This window comes from Sinorhizobium americanum, from assembly GCF_001651855.1.
Taxonomy (GTDB): Bacteria; Pseudomonadota; Alphaproteobacteria; order Rhizobiales; family Rhizobiaceae; genus Sinorhizobium; species Sinorhizobium americanum.
In genome coordinates, this window is record NZ_LNQC01000044.1 from 129,832 (window position 1) to 144,323 (window position 14,492).

A 14,492-nucleotide genomic window follows, 5' to 3' on the forward strand; every position below is an offset into this window, starting at 1 on the left:
GTTTCAGATTTTGATTGACACTCGCCGATTCGTGAAGAATTCTTTTCATTGTGATCGTCTGACGAGGCAATGGGGGCCGGTTTTGACGGGGCTTTTGACGCAGGCAGAGGGCGACCCGGTCGCCATTGAGAATGGCGATGCGAAGGGAGATTTCCTCTTCGTCTGCGAGCACGCGTCCAGCCGTCTGCCCGAGCGTCTTGGAACGCTCGGCCTCCCCAAGGAAGCGCTTGAGAGCCACATTGCCTGGGACCCAGGCGCGCTGGCGGTTTCGAGGCTGCTTGCCGGGAAGCTGGACGGGACGCTCATCCATCAGCGCTTTTCGCGCCTCGTCTATGACTGCAACAGGCCGCCCGAGTCCGATGCGGCCACGCCCGTCGTCAGCGAGGTCTATGAGGTCCCGGGGAACCGGGCGATGTCTGCTGCGGAGCGTCAGGCGCGGGTCGACGAGGTCTATCTGCCGTTCCACGAGACGGTGTCCGAGTTCGTCGCGGCCCGCAAGGCGGTTGGCCGGCAACCCATCCTCGTCACCATGCACAGCTTCACGCCGGTCTACTTCGGCAAATCGCGCAGCGTAGAACTCGGCATCCTGCACGACGCCGACAGTCGGCTCGCCGATCGCATGCTGGCGGTCGCCACCACCGGAGAGGTCGCATACGACATCCGCCGCAACGAGCCCTACGGGCCGGCAGACGGGGTAACGCACAGCTTGATAGAATACGGCGTCCGTCATGGGCTGCCGAACGTGATGATCGAGATCAGGAACGATCTCATTCGCAACGAAGTCGGCCAGAGGGTCATGGCCGATTATCTGGGAGGGCTGCTCGCCAGAAGCGCGGCCGCCCTTCCGAAAAAATAAAGACCCAGGGGAGCGGCGAAGCCGCGGTCCTGTTCCTGTGGCGGAGCAGGTGGTGACGTGACCTTTCGCAATGGCGCGCCGGGTCAGGAGAAACAGGGGAAAAAGATGTCAGACTATTCCGAAACCGATAAGAAGCAGGATCTGCACATCCTGCACTCGATGGGCTACGCCCAGGAACTCGAGCGGCGCATGAGCCAGTTCTCGAATTTCGCCGTATCCTTCTCGATCATTTGTATCCTATCCGGCGGCATAAACTCGCTGGCGCAGGCGACCGCCGGCGCCGGCGGAGCGGCGATCGGCATCGGCTGGCCGCTCGGATGCTTCATCTCGCTCGTCTTTGCCGTCGCGATGGCGCAGATCAGCTCGGCCTATCCGACGGCCGGCGGCCTCTATCACTGGGGCTCGATCCTCGGGAACCGCTTTACCGGCTGGCTGACGGCCTGGTTCAATCTGCTTGGCTTGGTGACGGTTCTCGGCGCCATCAATGTCGGCACCTATTATTTCTTCATGGGTTCTTTCGGGACACCCTATTTCGGACTGGAAGACACGACCGCGACCCGCATCATTTTCCTGGCGATCATCACCGGCGCGCAGGCGCTTGTGAACCACATGGGCATCGGCCTGACGGCGAAGCTTACCGACTTCTCGGGCTATCTGATCTTCGCCACCTCGATCCTGCTGGCGATTGTCTGCCTGGCTGCCGCCGACACCTACGAGGTCGGGCGGCTGTTCACTTTCTCGAACTATTCCGGAGAAGCCGGTGGCAACGTCTGGCCGCAGACCTCCGGAACCTGGGTGTTCCTGCTCGGCCTGCTTCTGCCGATCTACACGATCACCGGCTATGACGCTTCGGCTCACACGTCGGAGGAGACGGTCAAGGCAGCGGAATCGGTGCCGCGCGGCATGGTCTCCTCGGTGCTCTGGTCGGCGCTCTTCGGCTACATCATGCTGTGCGCCTTCGTGCTGATGATCCCGAACATGGACGAGGCTGCCAAACAGGGCTGGAACGTTTTCTTCTGGGCAATGGACGCGCAGGTCCACCCGCTCATCAAGGACATCCTCTACCTCGCCATCTTCGTCAGCCAATGGCTGTGCGGCCTGGCAACTGTCACCTCGGTCTCGCGCATGATCTTCGCCTTCTCGCGCGACGGCGGCCTGCCGGCCTCCAAGCCGCTCTCGAAGGTGAGCCCGACCCATCGCTCGCCGGTTGCGGCCATCTGGACGGGTTCGGTTCTCTCGGTGCTGTTCGTCTGGGGCTCGTCGCTCGTATCGATCGGTGAGACGCCGGTCTATACGATCGTCGTGTCCTGCACCGTCATCTTCCTGTTCTTCTCCTTCGCGATCCCGATCACGCTCGGCCTTTTCGCCTGGGGAACCTCGAAGTGGGACAAGATGGGGCCTTGGAACCTCGGCGAGGGCATGTTCAAGCTCTTCGCCATCCTGTCGATCATCGCGATGGTGCTGATCTTCGTCCTCGGCATCCAGCCGCCGAATGACTGGGCGCTCTACATTACCGTCGGCTTCCTTGTCGTCACCGGCATCATCTGGTTCGGTTTCGAGAGCCGCCGCTTCCGCGGGCCGCCGATCGGCGCTGAGGTCGCGCGCCGCCAGGCCGAGATCGCCGCCGCTGAAAAGGCGGTCGGCGAGGTCTAAGGACAATACAAGAGGCGGAGGTCGCGTCCGCGATCTCCGCTTCCTATTTGCGGCTACAGCGCCGTGCGTCTGTTCAGACGCACAAAGGACGCTGCAGCACTTTGAGTTGCTGCATATTTCTGTCGTTAAATCAGCTGCGCGTTAACGACATATGCAGTGGGAACGGCCGCGCCGAAACATGGGATTTGCTTCATGAGCTACTCGTTCGATGAATTGAAAGAGGATGTTGCCGCCGGGCGCATCGACACGGTGCTCGCCTGCCAGGTGGACATGCAAGGCCGCCTGATGGGCAAGCGCTTTCACGCGCAGTATTTCGTCGATAGCGCCTGGAAGGAAACGCATAGCTGCAACTACCTGCTGGCGACCGACATCGAGATGGAGACCGTGCCCGGCTACAAGGCGACCAGTTGGGAGAAGGGCTACGGCGACTACACGATGAAGCCGGACCTTGCGACGCTTCGGCGCATTCCCTGGCTGGAAGGCACGGCGCTGGTTCTCTGCGACGTTCTCGATCACCATACGCACGAGGAAGTGCCGCATTCGCCGCGCGCCATCCTCAAGAAGCAGATCGCACGGCTCGAAGCCATGGGGCTGAAGGCCTTCATGGCGAGCGAGCTCGAATTCTTCCTGTTTGATCAGTCCTACGACGATGCGCGGCTCTCCGGCTACCGCGACCTGCAACTCGCCAGCGGCTACAACGAGGACTACCACATCTTCCAGACCACCAAGGAAGAGGATGTGATGCGGGCGATCCGCAACGGACTCCAGGGCGCCGACATTCCGGTCGAGAATTCCAAGGGCGAGGCGTCTGCCGGCCAGGAGGAGATCAACGTCCGCTATGCCGACGCGCTGACGATGGCCGACCGGCACGCCATCATCAAGAATAGCTGCAAGGAGATTGCCTGGTCGCGGGGCAAGGCGATCACCTTCCTTGCCAAGTGGAACTACTCCGCCGCCGGCTCGTCGTCGCACGTCCACCAGTCCCTCTGGAGCGTCGACGGCAAGACGCCGCTGTTCTACGACAAGGAGGGGCAATACGGCATGTCCGAGCTGATGCGGCAGTACGTGGCCGGGTTGCTCGCCCATGCGAGCGAGATCACCTATTTCCTGGCGCCCTACATCAATTCCTACAAGCGCTTCATGGCCGGGACCTTCGCGCCCACAAAGGCGATCTGGAGCAAGGACAACCGCACCGCCGGCTATCGCCTGTGCGGCGAAGACACCAAGGCGATCCGCATCGAATGCCGCGTCGGCGGCTCCGACCTCAACCCCTATCTCGCCTTCGCCGCCTTGCTCGCAGCCGGCATATCCGGCATCGAGAACAAGATGCAACTGGAGGCGCCCTTCGTCGGCGATGCCTATCAGGGCAAGGAGGTGCGCGAAATTCCACACACGCTGCGGGCGGCGGCCGAAGCGTTGACGGGGTCGAAGATGCTGCGGGAGGCCTTCGGCGAAGAGGTCATCGACCACTATACCCGCGCCGCCCGGTGGGAGCAGGAGGAATACGACCGGCGTGTCACCGACTGGGAGGTCGCACGCGGGTTTGAGAGGGCTTAGGTATTTGCGGCTTTACCCCTCCCCAACCCCTTCCCACGAGGGGGGGCTTTGCTGGCGTCACCGCCCTGCCCAAGCTCAGCGCCTCAACAGCTGGTACGCCTGAGCTATTGTTGGAAGGAAGTGCCGCGACCCCTCCCACTTGTGGCGAGGGGTTGGGAGGAGTCTTTATTTTGAAAGCAGAAACAGGAAGACGATCATGACGATGATCAGATGCATTTCGCCGGTCAATGGCGAGGTCTATGCCGAGCGGCCGGCAATGCCGCTGGAGCTTGCCAGACAGGCGGTGGCGCAGGCGCGGCTGGCGCAGAAGAGCTGGTCGAAGCGGCCGCTCGACGAGCGCGTCAAGCTGGTGCTTGCCGGTGTGGCTCGTCTCAACGAGATGGTCGACGAGGTGGTGCCGGAACTTGCCTGGCAGATGGGCCGGCCGGTCCGCTATGGTGGCGAGTTCAAGGGCTTCAACGAGCGCTCCAACTACGTCGCCTCGATCGCGGCCGACGCGCTGAAGCCGCTCATCGTCGAGGAGAGCGACCGTTTCGAGCGGCGCATCGAGCGCGAGCCGCATGGCGTCGTCTTCGTCATCGCGCCGTGGAACTATCCCTACATGACGGCGATCAACACGGTGGCGCCGGCGCTGATGGCCGGCAATACGGTGATCCTCAAGCATGCCAGCCAGACGATCCTCGTCGGCGAGCGCATGGTGCGTGCCTTCGTCGAGGCGGGTGTGCCGGCCGATGTCTTCCAGAACCTTTTCCTCGACCATCAGACGACCGCGGCGCTGATTGCCGCGAACACCTTCGATTTCATCAACTTCACCGGCTCGGTCGAGGGCGGGCGCTCGATCGAGCGCGCGGCGGCCGGCACCTTTACCGGCCTCGGCCTCGAGCTTGGCGGCAAGGATCCCGGCTACGTGATGGAGGACGCCGATCTCGATGCGGCTGTCGATACGTTGATGGACGGCGCCACCTACAATTCCGGCCAGTGCTGCTGCGGTATCGAGCGCATCTATGTGCACGAATCGCTCTATGACGCTTTCGTCGAGAAATCGGTCGCCTGGGTTTCCAACTACAAGCTCGGAAACCCGCTCGATCCGGAAACGACACTCGGGCCAATGGCGAATAAGCGGTTTGCGGCAACCGTCCGTAACCAGATCGCCGATGCCGTATCGAAGGGCGCCAGGGCGCTGATCGATCCGAAGCGTTTCCCTGAGGACGACGGCGGCGCCTATCTCGCGCCGGAGGTCCTCGTCGATGTCGATCACTCGATGGAGTTCATGCGCGAGGAAACCTTCGGGCCGGCGGTCGGCATCATGAAGGTGAAGAGCGACGCCGAGGCGATCGAACTGATGAACGACAGCCAGTATGGTCTTACCGCATCGCTCTGGACCAAAGATGCCGAGCGCGCCGCAAGCATCGGCCGCGAGCTTGAGACCGGCACGGTCTTCATGAACCGCGCCGACTATCTCGACCCGGCACTTTGCTGGACCGGCGTCAAGGAGACAGGTCGCGGCGGCTCGCTGTCAATGCTCGGCTTCCACAATCTCACCCGTCCGAAATCCTTCCATCTGAAGAAAGTCACAGCATGACGATCACCGCCAACTGGAGCTATCCGACCGCCGTCAAGTTCGGAGCCGGCCGCATCAAGGAGCTTGCCGACCATTGCAAGGCCGCCGGCATGAAGAAGCCGCTGCTGATCACCGACCGCGGGCTTGCGTCGATGCCGATCACGCAGAACGCGCTCGATATTCTGGAAGCTGCTGGCCTTGGGCGTGCCCTCTTCGCCGAGGTCGACCCGAACCCGAACGACGTCAATCTCGAGGCCGGGATCAAGGCCTTCAAGGATGGCGGCCATGACGGTGTCGTCGCCTTCGGCGGCGGCTCTGGCCTGGATCTCGGCAAATGCGTGGCCTTCATGGCCGGCCAGACCCGGCCGGTCTGGGACTTCGAGGATATCGGCGACTGGTGGACGCGCGCCAGCGTCGATGGCATCGCACCGATCGTCGCCGTGCCGACGACGGCTGGCACCGGCTCCGAAGTGGGCCGCGCCAGCGTCATCACCAATTCGGCGAGCCACGTGAAGAAGGTGATCTTCCACCCGAAATTCCTGCCGGCCGTGACGATCTGCGACCCGGAACTGACGGTCGGCATGCCGAAGGTCATCACCGCCGGCACCGGCATGGACGCCTTTGCCCATTGCCTGGAGGCCTATTCCTCGCCCTTCTATCATCCGATGTCGGCAGGCATCGCGCTCGAAGGCATGCGGCTTGTCAAGGAATACCTGCCGCGCGCCTACAAGGACGGCACGGACATCGAGGCGCGCGCCAATATGATGAGCGCGGCGGCGATGGGCGCGGTCGCATTCCAGAAGGGGCTCGGGGCGATCCACTCGCTTTCGCACCCGGTCGGCGCGATCTACAACACCCATCATGGGATGACGAATGCCGTGGTGATGCCGCCGGTGCTGCGCTTCAACCGGCCAGCGATCGAGGAGAAGATCGCGCGGGCGGCCGCCTATCTCGGCATCGCCGGCGGCTTCGACGGCTTCTATGACTATGTGCTGCAACTGCGCGAGGAACTCGGCGTGCCGGACAAGCTCTCTGCACTCGGGGTCGGCACTGATCGAGTCGGCGAGATGGCGGAGATGGCGATCGCCGACCCGACCGCCGGCGGCAATCCGGTGGAACTGACGCTCGACGCTGCAAAGAAGCTCTTTGCCGAGTGCATCTGAGCCATCGCATTAATTTTTTCGAGGCCCGGGAATCGTTGATTTCCCGGGCTTTTTTATCGGAAAGCCGCAAGCCGTCGGCGGCGCCGGTTAATCTTTGCCAGCCAAAATTTCCATTTTGTTAACCATCTTCTGAAAGGTTCTGTTAACCGAACCTGCACCTGAGCCCAAGGCGACGGGGCACTGAGAGAATGAGGTGACGAGATGGCGGTCATTACTTTGGCCAATGCAAAGGGCGGCGCCGGCAAGACGACGGCTGCCCTGATCCTGGCGTCGGAACTGGCCAGGCAGGGCAACCGCGTGGTGATCCTGGATGCGGATCCGCAGCGGTGGATCACCAGCTGGTCGGAAGTCTCCGGCTACATCGCCAATCTCGAGGTGATCTCGCACATTACGCCCGCCTCGTTGCCCTGCCATATCCGCGAACTGAAAGACGAGGCAGATTACATCGTGGTCGATCTTGCCGGTGCCAGGGACGCGATCGTCGCGCTGGCACTCGGGCTTTCAGATCAGGTGCTGATCCCGGTGCAGGGTTGTGCCATGGACGCGCGCGGCGCAGTCCAAATCCTGGAGCTCATTCGCCAGATCGAACAGAAGGCCAGGGTGCGCATCAACCACTCGGTGGTCCTGACGCGCGTCAACTCCCTAGTGACGACGCGGGCGCTGCAGGCGATCAAGGCGCTGCTCGCCTCGCGCGGCGTTTCTGTCCTCGACACGCCGATTATCGAACGCGCCGCCTATCGGGAGATCTTCGAACTGGGCGGCACCTTGCAGACCATGGACCCAAACCGCGTCAGCAATCTCGACAAGGCGCGCGAAAACGCATTCGCGCTCGCCAGCGAGGTGCAAAGCCTGCTGCCGGTAACGCCACGCCGTGCCCTTATGTCTCGCTTGCGCTCCTTGCCGCGGGCAGCTTAAACGCCACTCCGCCCCGATTGCCTCCCAAGGCCGACCGGAACTGACATACAGCGCCGCGCGTCTTATCAGACGCGCAAAGGTGGCTGTAGCACTTTGATTTGCTGAATGTCTTTGTCCTTAAATCGAGGTCGGTTTAAGGAGACATGCAGTAGGTCGTTCCGGTCGAAATCCTTCCGTCAGAACCGCCTGTCTATGAAATGCTTGGCCTGGGCGCCGGCGTGGTAGAAGGCGGATTTCACGTTCCGCCAGGGATCCGGCGTGATCGGGGTCTCGGCGAGCGGGATCGCCGAGACGTCGCCCGTGACATGCCGGGCAAGGGCGCGGCCGAAGACCGTGCCGGGGGCGATGCCGCGGCCGTTGTAGCCGCTGACGGAAACGACATTCGGCGCCAGCGCGTGCATGACCGGCAGGTGATTGGTGGTCATGCCGATCCGGCCGTCCCACCAATATTCGAAGCGGAAATCGCCGATATAGGGGAAGAGCTTGCGCACGGAGCGCGCCGCGAAGGCGCGATGCGTCCCCGCGGCCATCGCGTCGAGGCGGCCGATCGAGCCGAAGATCAACCGGTTCTGCCGGTCCATGCGGAACGAGGTCATGACGAGGCCCGTGTCCCAGCCGCCCTTGCGCTCGGGGAGAATTCGGCCGGCGACATCGTGCGGCAGCGGATTGGTCGCGAATTGAAAATAGGGAAGGACCGTGAGTTCCTGCGTCTGTGTCCTCCAGGGCGCGCCGTCTATGAGCGCGCCATAGGCCTCGGTAGCGACGATGACATGCCGAGCGGTCAACGTGCCGCGACCGGCCCAAAGCTTCCAGACGTCGCCGCTGCGCTCGGCGGCAACCAGCGGCGTTTCCGTGAAGATCTGGGCACCTGCCTTCAGCGCTGCCCGGGCCAGCCCGCGCGCATAGGCGAGCGGCTGGATCGTGCCGGCCCGCCGGTCGAGCAATGCGCCAGTGAAGCCTTCGGCGCCTGAAAGCATCCTGGCCTTTTCCGCCGGAAGCGCCTCAACGGGGGCGCCCAGCTTCCGCCATTGCGCTTCGCGCTCGGTGATCTCTTTGAGCCCTTCCGGCCCGACCGCCATGTGCAGCGTTCCGTTGCGGACCGCCTCGCACTCAATGCGATGACGCTCGACAAGATCGTAGACAAGCGATGGGCCGTGGCCGAGCTCATTCAGCAGGCGGCCGCCGGCTTGAGCACCGAGAGTGGCGAGAAGATCGTCCGGCTTCACCCACATGCCGGCATTGACCAGGCCGACATTGCGGCCGGAGCCGCCGTAGCCGATCATGCGCGCCTCGATCACCACGGCCTTGACGCCCATTTCGGCGAGGTGAAGGGCGGCCGAGAGTCCGGTGAAGCCTCCGCCGATGATCGCCACATCCGCAGCTATATCACCGCCGAGACGGCCTGTTTCGGGTGCGGCTGGAGCCGTTGCATGCCAGAGATTGGGAAGAGGGCGCTCCATCGCCATTGCGGGCCATTCCTTTGCGGTAATCGAGGGATTCTTTGCCTTTGATAGAACCATCGCGGCAAAGTTCTTCATGACAATGTTTCATTAAGTCATGAAGACCAACAATGCCGGGCAAAGTGAAAGAGGCGGCGACCCCTCGCGCGGCTCCGCCTCACCTGTGGTGGGGGCGAACTCTTAATAAGGAGTCAAAACATCTGCTGAGTCGGCTGAAATCGGCGCCCCCGGCTCGTCGACGAATTCCACAGTCACACCAGGGCTCACCATCTTTCCAAGTTCGGTCGCGTCCCAGTTGGTCAGGCGGATACAGCCGTGGCTCTGGGTCTTGCCGATCTTCGAAGGATCGGGCGTGCCGTGAATGCCGTAGGTCGGCCTCGATAGCGCAATCCAGACGGTGCCTACCGGGCCGTTCGGTCCCGGCTGCAGCGTCAGGATCTTGTTGTTGGCGCCCTGCTGGAAGTTGATCTTCGGATTGTAAGTGTAACCCGGATTGAAGGCGATCCGCTCGACCGAGACCGTGCCCGACGGTGAAGGCGTATCAGCCGAACCGATGGTGGCGGGGTAGGCGGCGATGAGCTTGCCGGCATCGTCATAGGCGAACACCTGCTTGCGCCCCTTGTCGGCGATGATCCGTGCCACCTTTCCGGACTTGTTCGCTCCGGGATTGATGACCTTGATCGTTGTGCCCGGGATGGAGAAGTCGACGCCCGGATTAAGCTCGCGCAGGTAGTTCTCGTCCATATGGAATTTCTCGCCGAGCATCTCGGCGGTGGACGTGAAGGAAAGATGCGGAAGCTGCGCCTTGTGGGCATAGTCTTCGGGGATGGCAGCGACATAGGGGCCGGCTGCGTCGGCGGCGGTGATCGTGTAGGTGGTGATCGGAAGGCCGCCATTGAAGCGCAGCCGTTCAAGAATGTCTTCGGTGTTGTTGGGGTCGAGTTTTTCGCCGGTCGCCTGCTGCCAGGCCTCAATCGCCTTGGTGACGTTGGAACCCATTTTGCCGTCGATGACCCCGGGCGAGAAGCCTTCGCGGTCGAGGAAGACTTGAAGGGCGGTGATTTCGGCGCGCGATTTGCCCTTCATTTCGATCGCCGGCGGCATCGGTTGGCCCAAAGGATCCTGGTACTGCGGATCGTAGGCGGCCTGTTCCTCGCTGAGTGATGGAAGGCTGTTCGGCAGTTCCTCGCGTTCGACCGGGGCAGGGGTCGCGTCGCGATAGTCGGGAACGGTGCCGGTGTATTCACCGGGCTCGGAATAGCCGTAGCCGCGCTCGCGCTCGTTGGAATAGCCGTCGTCGCCGTATTGGCGGCGGCGCACGTCGTAGCCGTCATTCGGCACGACGGTGGCGACGACGTTGCCCCAGGGATCCACAAGCACCGTGCGGCCGCGGCGGTCGCGCACCGCCTGAACCTCGTCCGGCCCGGGCACATAGTCCAGAATATCGCCCTCGGGAGTAACCAGCATCACATCGCCGCCTCCCCAATAGCCGCCGTAGCCATCCTGGGCGCGGGCGGGCACGAGCTCCACGGCCAGAAGGCCGAGTGCGGCGAGAAGCGAAAGGCCGGTGCGGGTCGCTGACAAGTTGGAACCTGTTTTCATGGTGGCTGCTTTGCGGCGGTACATACCGATTCCGACGTTAATGTGAAAAAAGTGAATTCATCATGAACGATCCCTTAAATCTAATTAGGCGAGCCTCCGAGCCGTTGCAACACCCGACCTCTGTCGGAAGACCGGAATCACCTGGCGAGCCATTGAATTCATAACGTTTTTCCTCCCGGAAGGTTCAATACGAAAGAGCGGCCACCTCAGCGGGACGACTGCGCTATCATGCGTTCACGATCCGTGATTCTGGGTGCGGGCAGGAGGCGAGAATAGAGACCATCTTGAGTGCCTATCACGGCAGGGAGAGCCATCTCCTGTTCGACCGCTCCTCGGCGCTCGACATTGCCGCTTTCCTTACGGACGGCATCGATCTGTCGCCGGGAGCGGCGATTCCCTCCGACGGCGACCCGCGGATCGACCGGGCTCTGGCCGGGTTTCTTTTCACCTGCGGCCCCGACCACATCCGTCATCCGGAGCCGGTTGCGGGACGTGACGATCAGGTATGCTATCCGTTGCACGGGTCGCTCGCCGGTACGGCGGTCAGCTGGACGGAGATGTCGGCCGATGGCTTGCGCTGCTCGGCGCTCACGGAAGTCGATCTTGCCTGCGGTGGCAGGGCGGCGATCGAGCGTGTCTGGCAGGTCCACGGGAATGGGCGCGGTGTGATGCTCAAGGACCGCGTCGTCAATATCGGCGCGTCCGCCTTCGCGCCGATGATGATGTACCACATGAACATCGGCGGCCGGCTGCTTGGCGATGAAACGCGGATTGACAGTGCCTCGGTGGAGGGCGGGTCGCTTGCCTGGCGGTTCGGGGAAGGCGAGAGCGCGCATTTCTGCCGGACCGCGGTCGCCGGCGAAGACCCCTGGGCGGAGGTTTCGCTCTCTTCGCTGCCCGGGCTTCAAGGGCGCGCCTTGCATGTGCGGTTCCTGACCGACACTCTGCCTTTCCTGCAGATGTGGCGCTGTCAACGCGGCGGCGCCAATGTCGTCAGCATCGAGCCGGCATCGCACCGAATTGCCAAGCGGGTTGAACTCTCGGCCGCCGGCGAGCTCGATCTGCTTGAGCCGGGACAGTTACGCGATTACGCGCTTGCCTTCGGCGTCGTCTGAAATCGCTTCGCGATTGACGCCGGCGGGCGTGCGGCCTACACCAAGGCAACGCAGTCTTGAGGAAGCGACATCATGGACATTCGCCAGATCAACGATGAATATTCGGTCTCCGGCCAGATCACGATCGAGGATCTCGACGAGATCAAGGCGCTCGGTTTCAAGTCCATCGTCTGCCACCGTCCGGATTTCGAGGCTCCCGACCAGCCGACCTTCGACGCGATTGCCGCGCGTGCCCAGGAACTCGGGCTGGACTTTGCCCATATCCCCGTCGGCCCGATGGGCGTAACGGCCGATGCGGTGACCCGCATGGTCGACGCGCTCGACGAGTTCGAGCGCCCCATGCTCGGCTATTGCCGCTCCGGCGCCCGCTCGACGGCCGTCTACCAGCAGACGCAGCATATTCGCAGCTAGGCCGGCGCGCCGATCGATCGTCCGTTGGGCGGCGAAGATCGGGCGGGCGAACGGCCGCTTTTCGCTGTTTCCCGCCGGCATTCGGTGCTATATTGGATATGTTCGATCGAGGGTGCCGGCGCCCTTTGAAGATCGTTCGCTTGGAGCGCGCTTGGCCCAAACAAGCGCGCTTTTGCGTTTCTGACGCTGTTACCTGCCCGTCGCGTAAATAGTTGCGGTTCGCCGTCCCGTCGGACGCGCGAGGGTCTCGGCGCACGGCTTCATAGAGGAGATCGGCCATGGATCCTTTCAATAGTTTCAGAGATTATCCGATCCTTCCCGGCCATGTCGCGATCCTTGAAGGCGTTCTGCATCGCGCTCTGGAAGAGCGCAATGTGTCGATCGGCAGCGAGGAGGCCGACGAACTCGCCAGGAAAATCGTCAAGCTTTATCAGACCGGCGTCAAAGACGGGGACCAGCTTTGGGAGATGATCCGGACAGTCTGAAAAGCGCCAGGAAGTGCCGACGCCCGCTCCCGGCCGGGCTCTCATTTAGGCGCCCCTCTTTTCCCCCTCAGCCCTTCCGTATTTCGCTCAGCGTGCGCGTCGGCGTGATCGCCTCCGGGTCGAGCTTTATCTCGATGATCGCCGGCCTGCCGCTGGCACGCGCTCTCAGGAATGCCTCCGCAAACTCTTCCGTGCGTTCGACCGTCTCGCCATGGCCGCCATAGGCGCGTGCAAGCGCCGCAAAATCCGGATTTGTCAGGTCCGTGGCGCTGACACGGCCGGGATATTCCCGCTCCTGATGCATGCGGATCGTGCCGTAGATGCCGTTATTGATGACGAGCACGATGATCGGCAGGACGTAACGAACCGCCGTGGCGAATTCCTGCCCATGCATCAGGAAACAGCCGTCGCCGGCAAAGCAGATGACCTCACGGCGTGGGTGAAGCTGTTTCGCGGCGACCGCTGCCGGCAGGCCGTATCCCATGGAGCCGGAGGCCGGCGCGGCCTGCGTGCCGTAGCGGCGGAAGCGGTGGAAGCGGTGCAGCCAGGTGGCATAGTTGCCGGCGCCATTGGTGAAGATCGCGTCCGGCGCCGTGTTCGCCTCGATCCAGTTCATGATCGGCCCCATCTGCACTTCGCCCGGCCCGGTCTCCGGCGGCGTCGACCATTTGAGATAGGTCTCGTGCATGGCGGCCGTGCGCTGCGCCCAGACGGGCGTCACGCTGGGCTCTATCCCCGCTAGTGCAGCGACGAAGTCGCGCGGGCTCGCGGCGATCGCCAGGTCCGGCCGATAGACGCGGCCGAGCTCGGACGGGTCCGGATGGACATGCACCAGCGTCTGCTTCGGATAGGGGACATCGAGGAGGGTATAGGAGGACGAGGGCATTTCCGAGAAGCGGCCGCCCAGAAGCAGGACGAGATCCGCCTCCTTGATTTCCTTTGCCAGCGCCGGGCTGACGCCGATGCCGACATCGCCGGCATAACTGGGGTGCAGGTGATCGAAGAGCATTTGACGGCGGAAGGAGCAGCCGACCGGGAGATGCCAGCGTTCGGCGAATTGCTGGAATTCGGCGACGCTTTCGGCCGACCAGCGGGTGCCGCCGATAATGGCGATCGGACGCTTCGCCTCCGCGAGGAGATCGGCGAGCCGAGCGATCTGGCTCTCTCCCGGATGGCTTTCGACCGGCTGGTAGGGGCGGGCGGCTGGAGCTTCCGTACTCTCCGTCAGCATGTCTTCCGGCAGCGTCAGCACCACCGGCCCGGGACGGCCGGAGGTCGCGACGGCAAAGGCGCGGGTGACGAATTCAGGTATGCGTGCCGGATCGTCGATCTCGCCCACCCATTTGGCGACCTCGGTGAGGGCGCGTCGGTATTCGATCTCCTGGAAGGCCTCGCGTTCGCGGGCGTCGCGCTGGACCTGGCCGATGAAGAGGATCATCGGGATCGAATCCTGGCGGGCGACGTGAAGCCCGGCCGAGGCATTGGTGGCGCCGGGGCCGCGCGTGACCATGCAGATCCCGGGCTCTCCGGTCAGGCGGCCCCAGGTGTCCGCCATCATTGCCGCACCGCCCTCCTGGCGGCAGACGACGACGTCGATGTCGGTGTCGTAGAGCGCATCCAAAACGGCCAGATAGCTTTCGCCCGGCACGCAGGAGATGCGCTTGACGCCATTTGCGATGAGCGCCTCGACCACCAATTGCCCGCCCGTCTTCAT

Annotated in this window: 12 protein-coding genes; 9 read left to right on the forward strand and 3 right to left on the reverse strand. The window is 63.1% G+C overall.

Features of this window, described 5'->3' with window-relative positions; translation table 11 throughout:
• Positions 1-82 precede the first annotated feature (82 nt).
• The 6 genes from ATC00_RS07805 (at position 83) to ATC00_RS07830 (ending at position 7,705) form a co-directional block, all read left to right on the forward strand.
• Positions 83-856 carry an N-formylglutamate amidohydrolase gene (locus tag ATC00_RS07805; RefSeq protein WP_037387040.1) on the forward strand — a complete coding sequence of 258 codons (774 nt, stop codon included), beginning with the start codon at positions 83-85 and terminating at the stop codon, positions 854-856.
• A gap of 105 nt (positions 857-961) precedes the next feature.
• A complete protein-coding gene (locus tag ATC00_RS07810; protein ID WP_037387038.1) occupies positions 962-2,509 on the forward strand; it encodes an amino acid permease in 1,548 nt (515 codons plus the stop codon).
• 192 nt (positions 2,510-2,701) lie between these two features.
• Entirely contained in the window at positions 2,702-4,066 is a 1,365-nt protein-coding gene (locus ATC00_RS07815; RefSeq protein WP_064252451.1) for a glutamine synthetase family protein, read from the forward strand.
• 196 nt (positions 4,067-4,262) lie between these two features.
• Entirely contained in the window at positions 4,263-5,648 is a 1,386-nt protein-coding gene (locus ATC00_RS07820) for an aldehyde dehydrogenase family protein (protein WP_037387033.1), read from the forward strand.
• Positions 5,645-6,790 carry an iron-containing alcohol dehydrogenase gene (locus ATC00_RS07825; RefSeq protein ID WP_037387031.1) on the forward strand — a complete coding sequence of 382 codons (1,146 nt, stop codon included), beginning with the start codon at positions 5,645-5,647 and terminating at the stop codon, positions 6,788-6,790. The genes ATC00_RS07820 and ATC00_RS07825 overlap by 4 nt, the downstream gene beginning before the upstream one ends.
• A 201-nt stretch (positions 6,791-6,991) precedes the next feature.
• Entirely contained in the window at positions 6,992-7,705 is a 714-nt protein-coding gene (locus tag ATC00_RS07830) for a ParA family protein (protein ID WP_064252452.1), read from the forward strand.
• Between the two features lie 176 nt (positions 7,706-7,881).
• On the opposite strand, the gene ATC00_RS07835 is transcribed toward ATC00_RS07830, so the two are convergent.
• A complete protein-coding gene (locus ATC00_RS07835) occupies positions 7,882-9,171 on the reverse strand; it encodes an NAD(P)/FAD-dependent oxidoreductase (RefSeq protein ID WP_064252517.1) in 1,290 nt (429 codons plus the stop codon).
• A 174-nt stretch (positions 9,172-9,345) separates the two neighbouring features.
• Entirely contained in the window at positions 9,346-10,791 is a 1,446-nt protein-coding gene (locus ATC00_RS07840; protein WP_064252453.1) for a L,D-transpeptidase family protein, read from the reverse strand.
• A gap of 248 nt (positions 10,792-11,039) precedes the next feature.
• Between ATC00_RS07840 and ATC00_RS07845 the strand changes: the two genes are divergently transcribed.
• The 3 genes from ATC00_RS07845 (at position 11,040) to ATC00_RS07855 (ending at position 12,778) form a co-directional block, all read left to right on the forward strand.
• Positions 11,040-11,882, forward strand: coding sequence for a DUF4432 family protein (locus ATC00_RS07845; RefSeq protein ID WP_037387024.1), 843 nt, complete (start codon positions 11,040-11,042; stop codon positions 11,880-11,882).
• A 72-nt stretch (positions 11,883-11,954) separates the two neighbouring features.
• Complete coding sequence (locus ATC00_RS07850) at positions 11,955-12,293, forward strand: protein tyrosine phosphatase family protein (protein WP_064252454.1); 339 nt, start codon at positions 11,955-11,957, stop codon at positions 12,291-12,293.
• A 278-nt stretch (positions 12,294-12,571) separates the two neighbouring features.
• On the forward strand, positions 12,572-12,778 hold the full coding sequence (locus ATC00_RS07855; RefSeq protein ID WP_037387019.1) for a hypothetical protein: 207 nt from the start codon (positions 12,572-12,574) through the stop codon (positions 12,776-12,778).
• 67 nt (positions 12,779-12,845) lie between these two features.
• On the opposite strand, the gene ATC00_RS07860 is transcribed toward ATC00_RS07855, so the two are convergent.
• Complete coding sequence (locus ATC00_RS07860; RefSeq protein WP_064252455.1) at positions 12,846-14,492, reverse strand: thiamine pyrophosphate-binding protein; 1,647 nt, start codon at positions 14,490-14,492, stop codon at positions 12,846-12,848.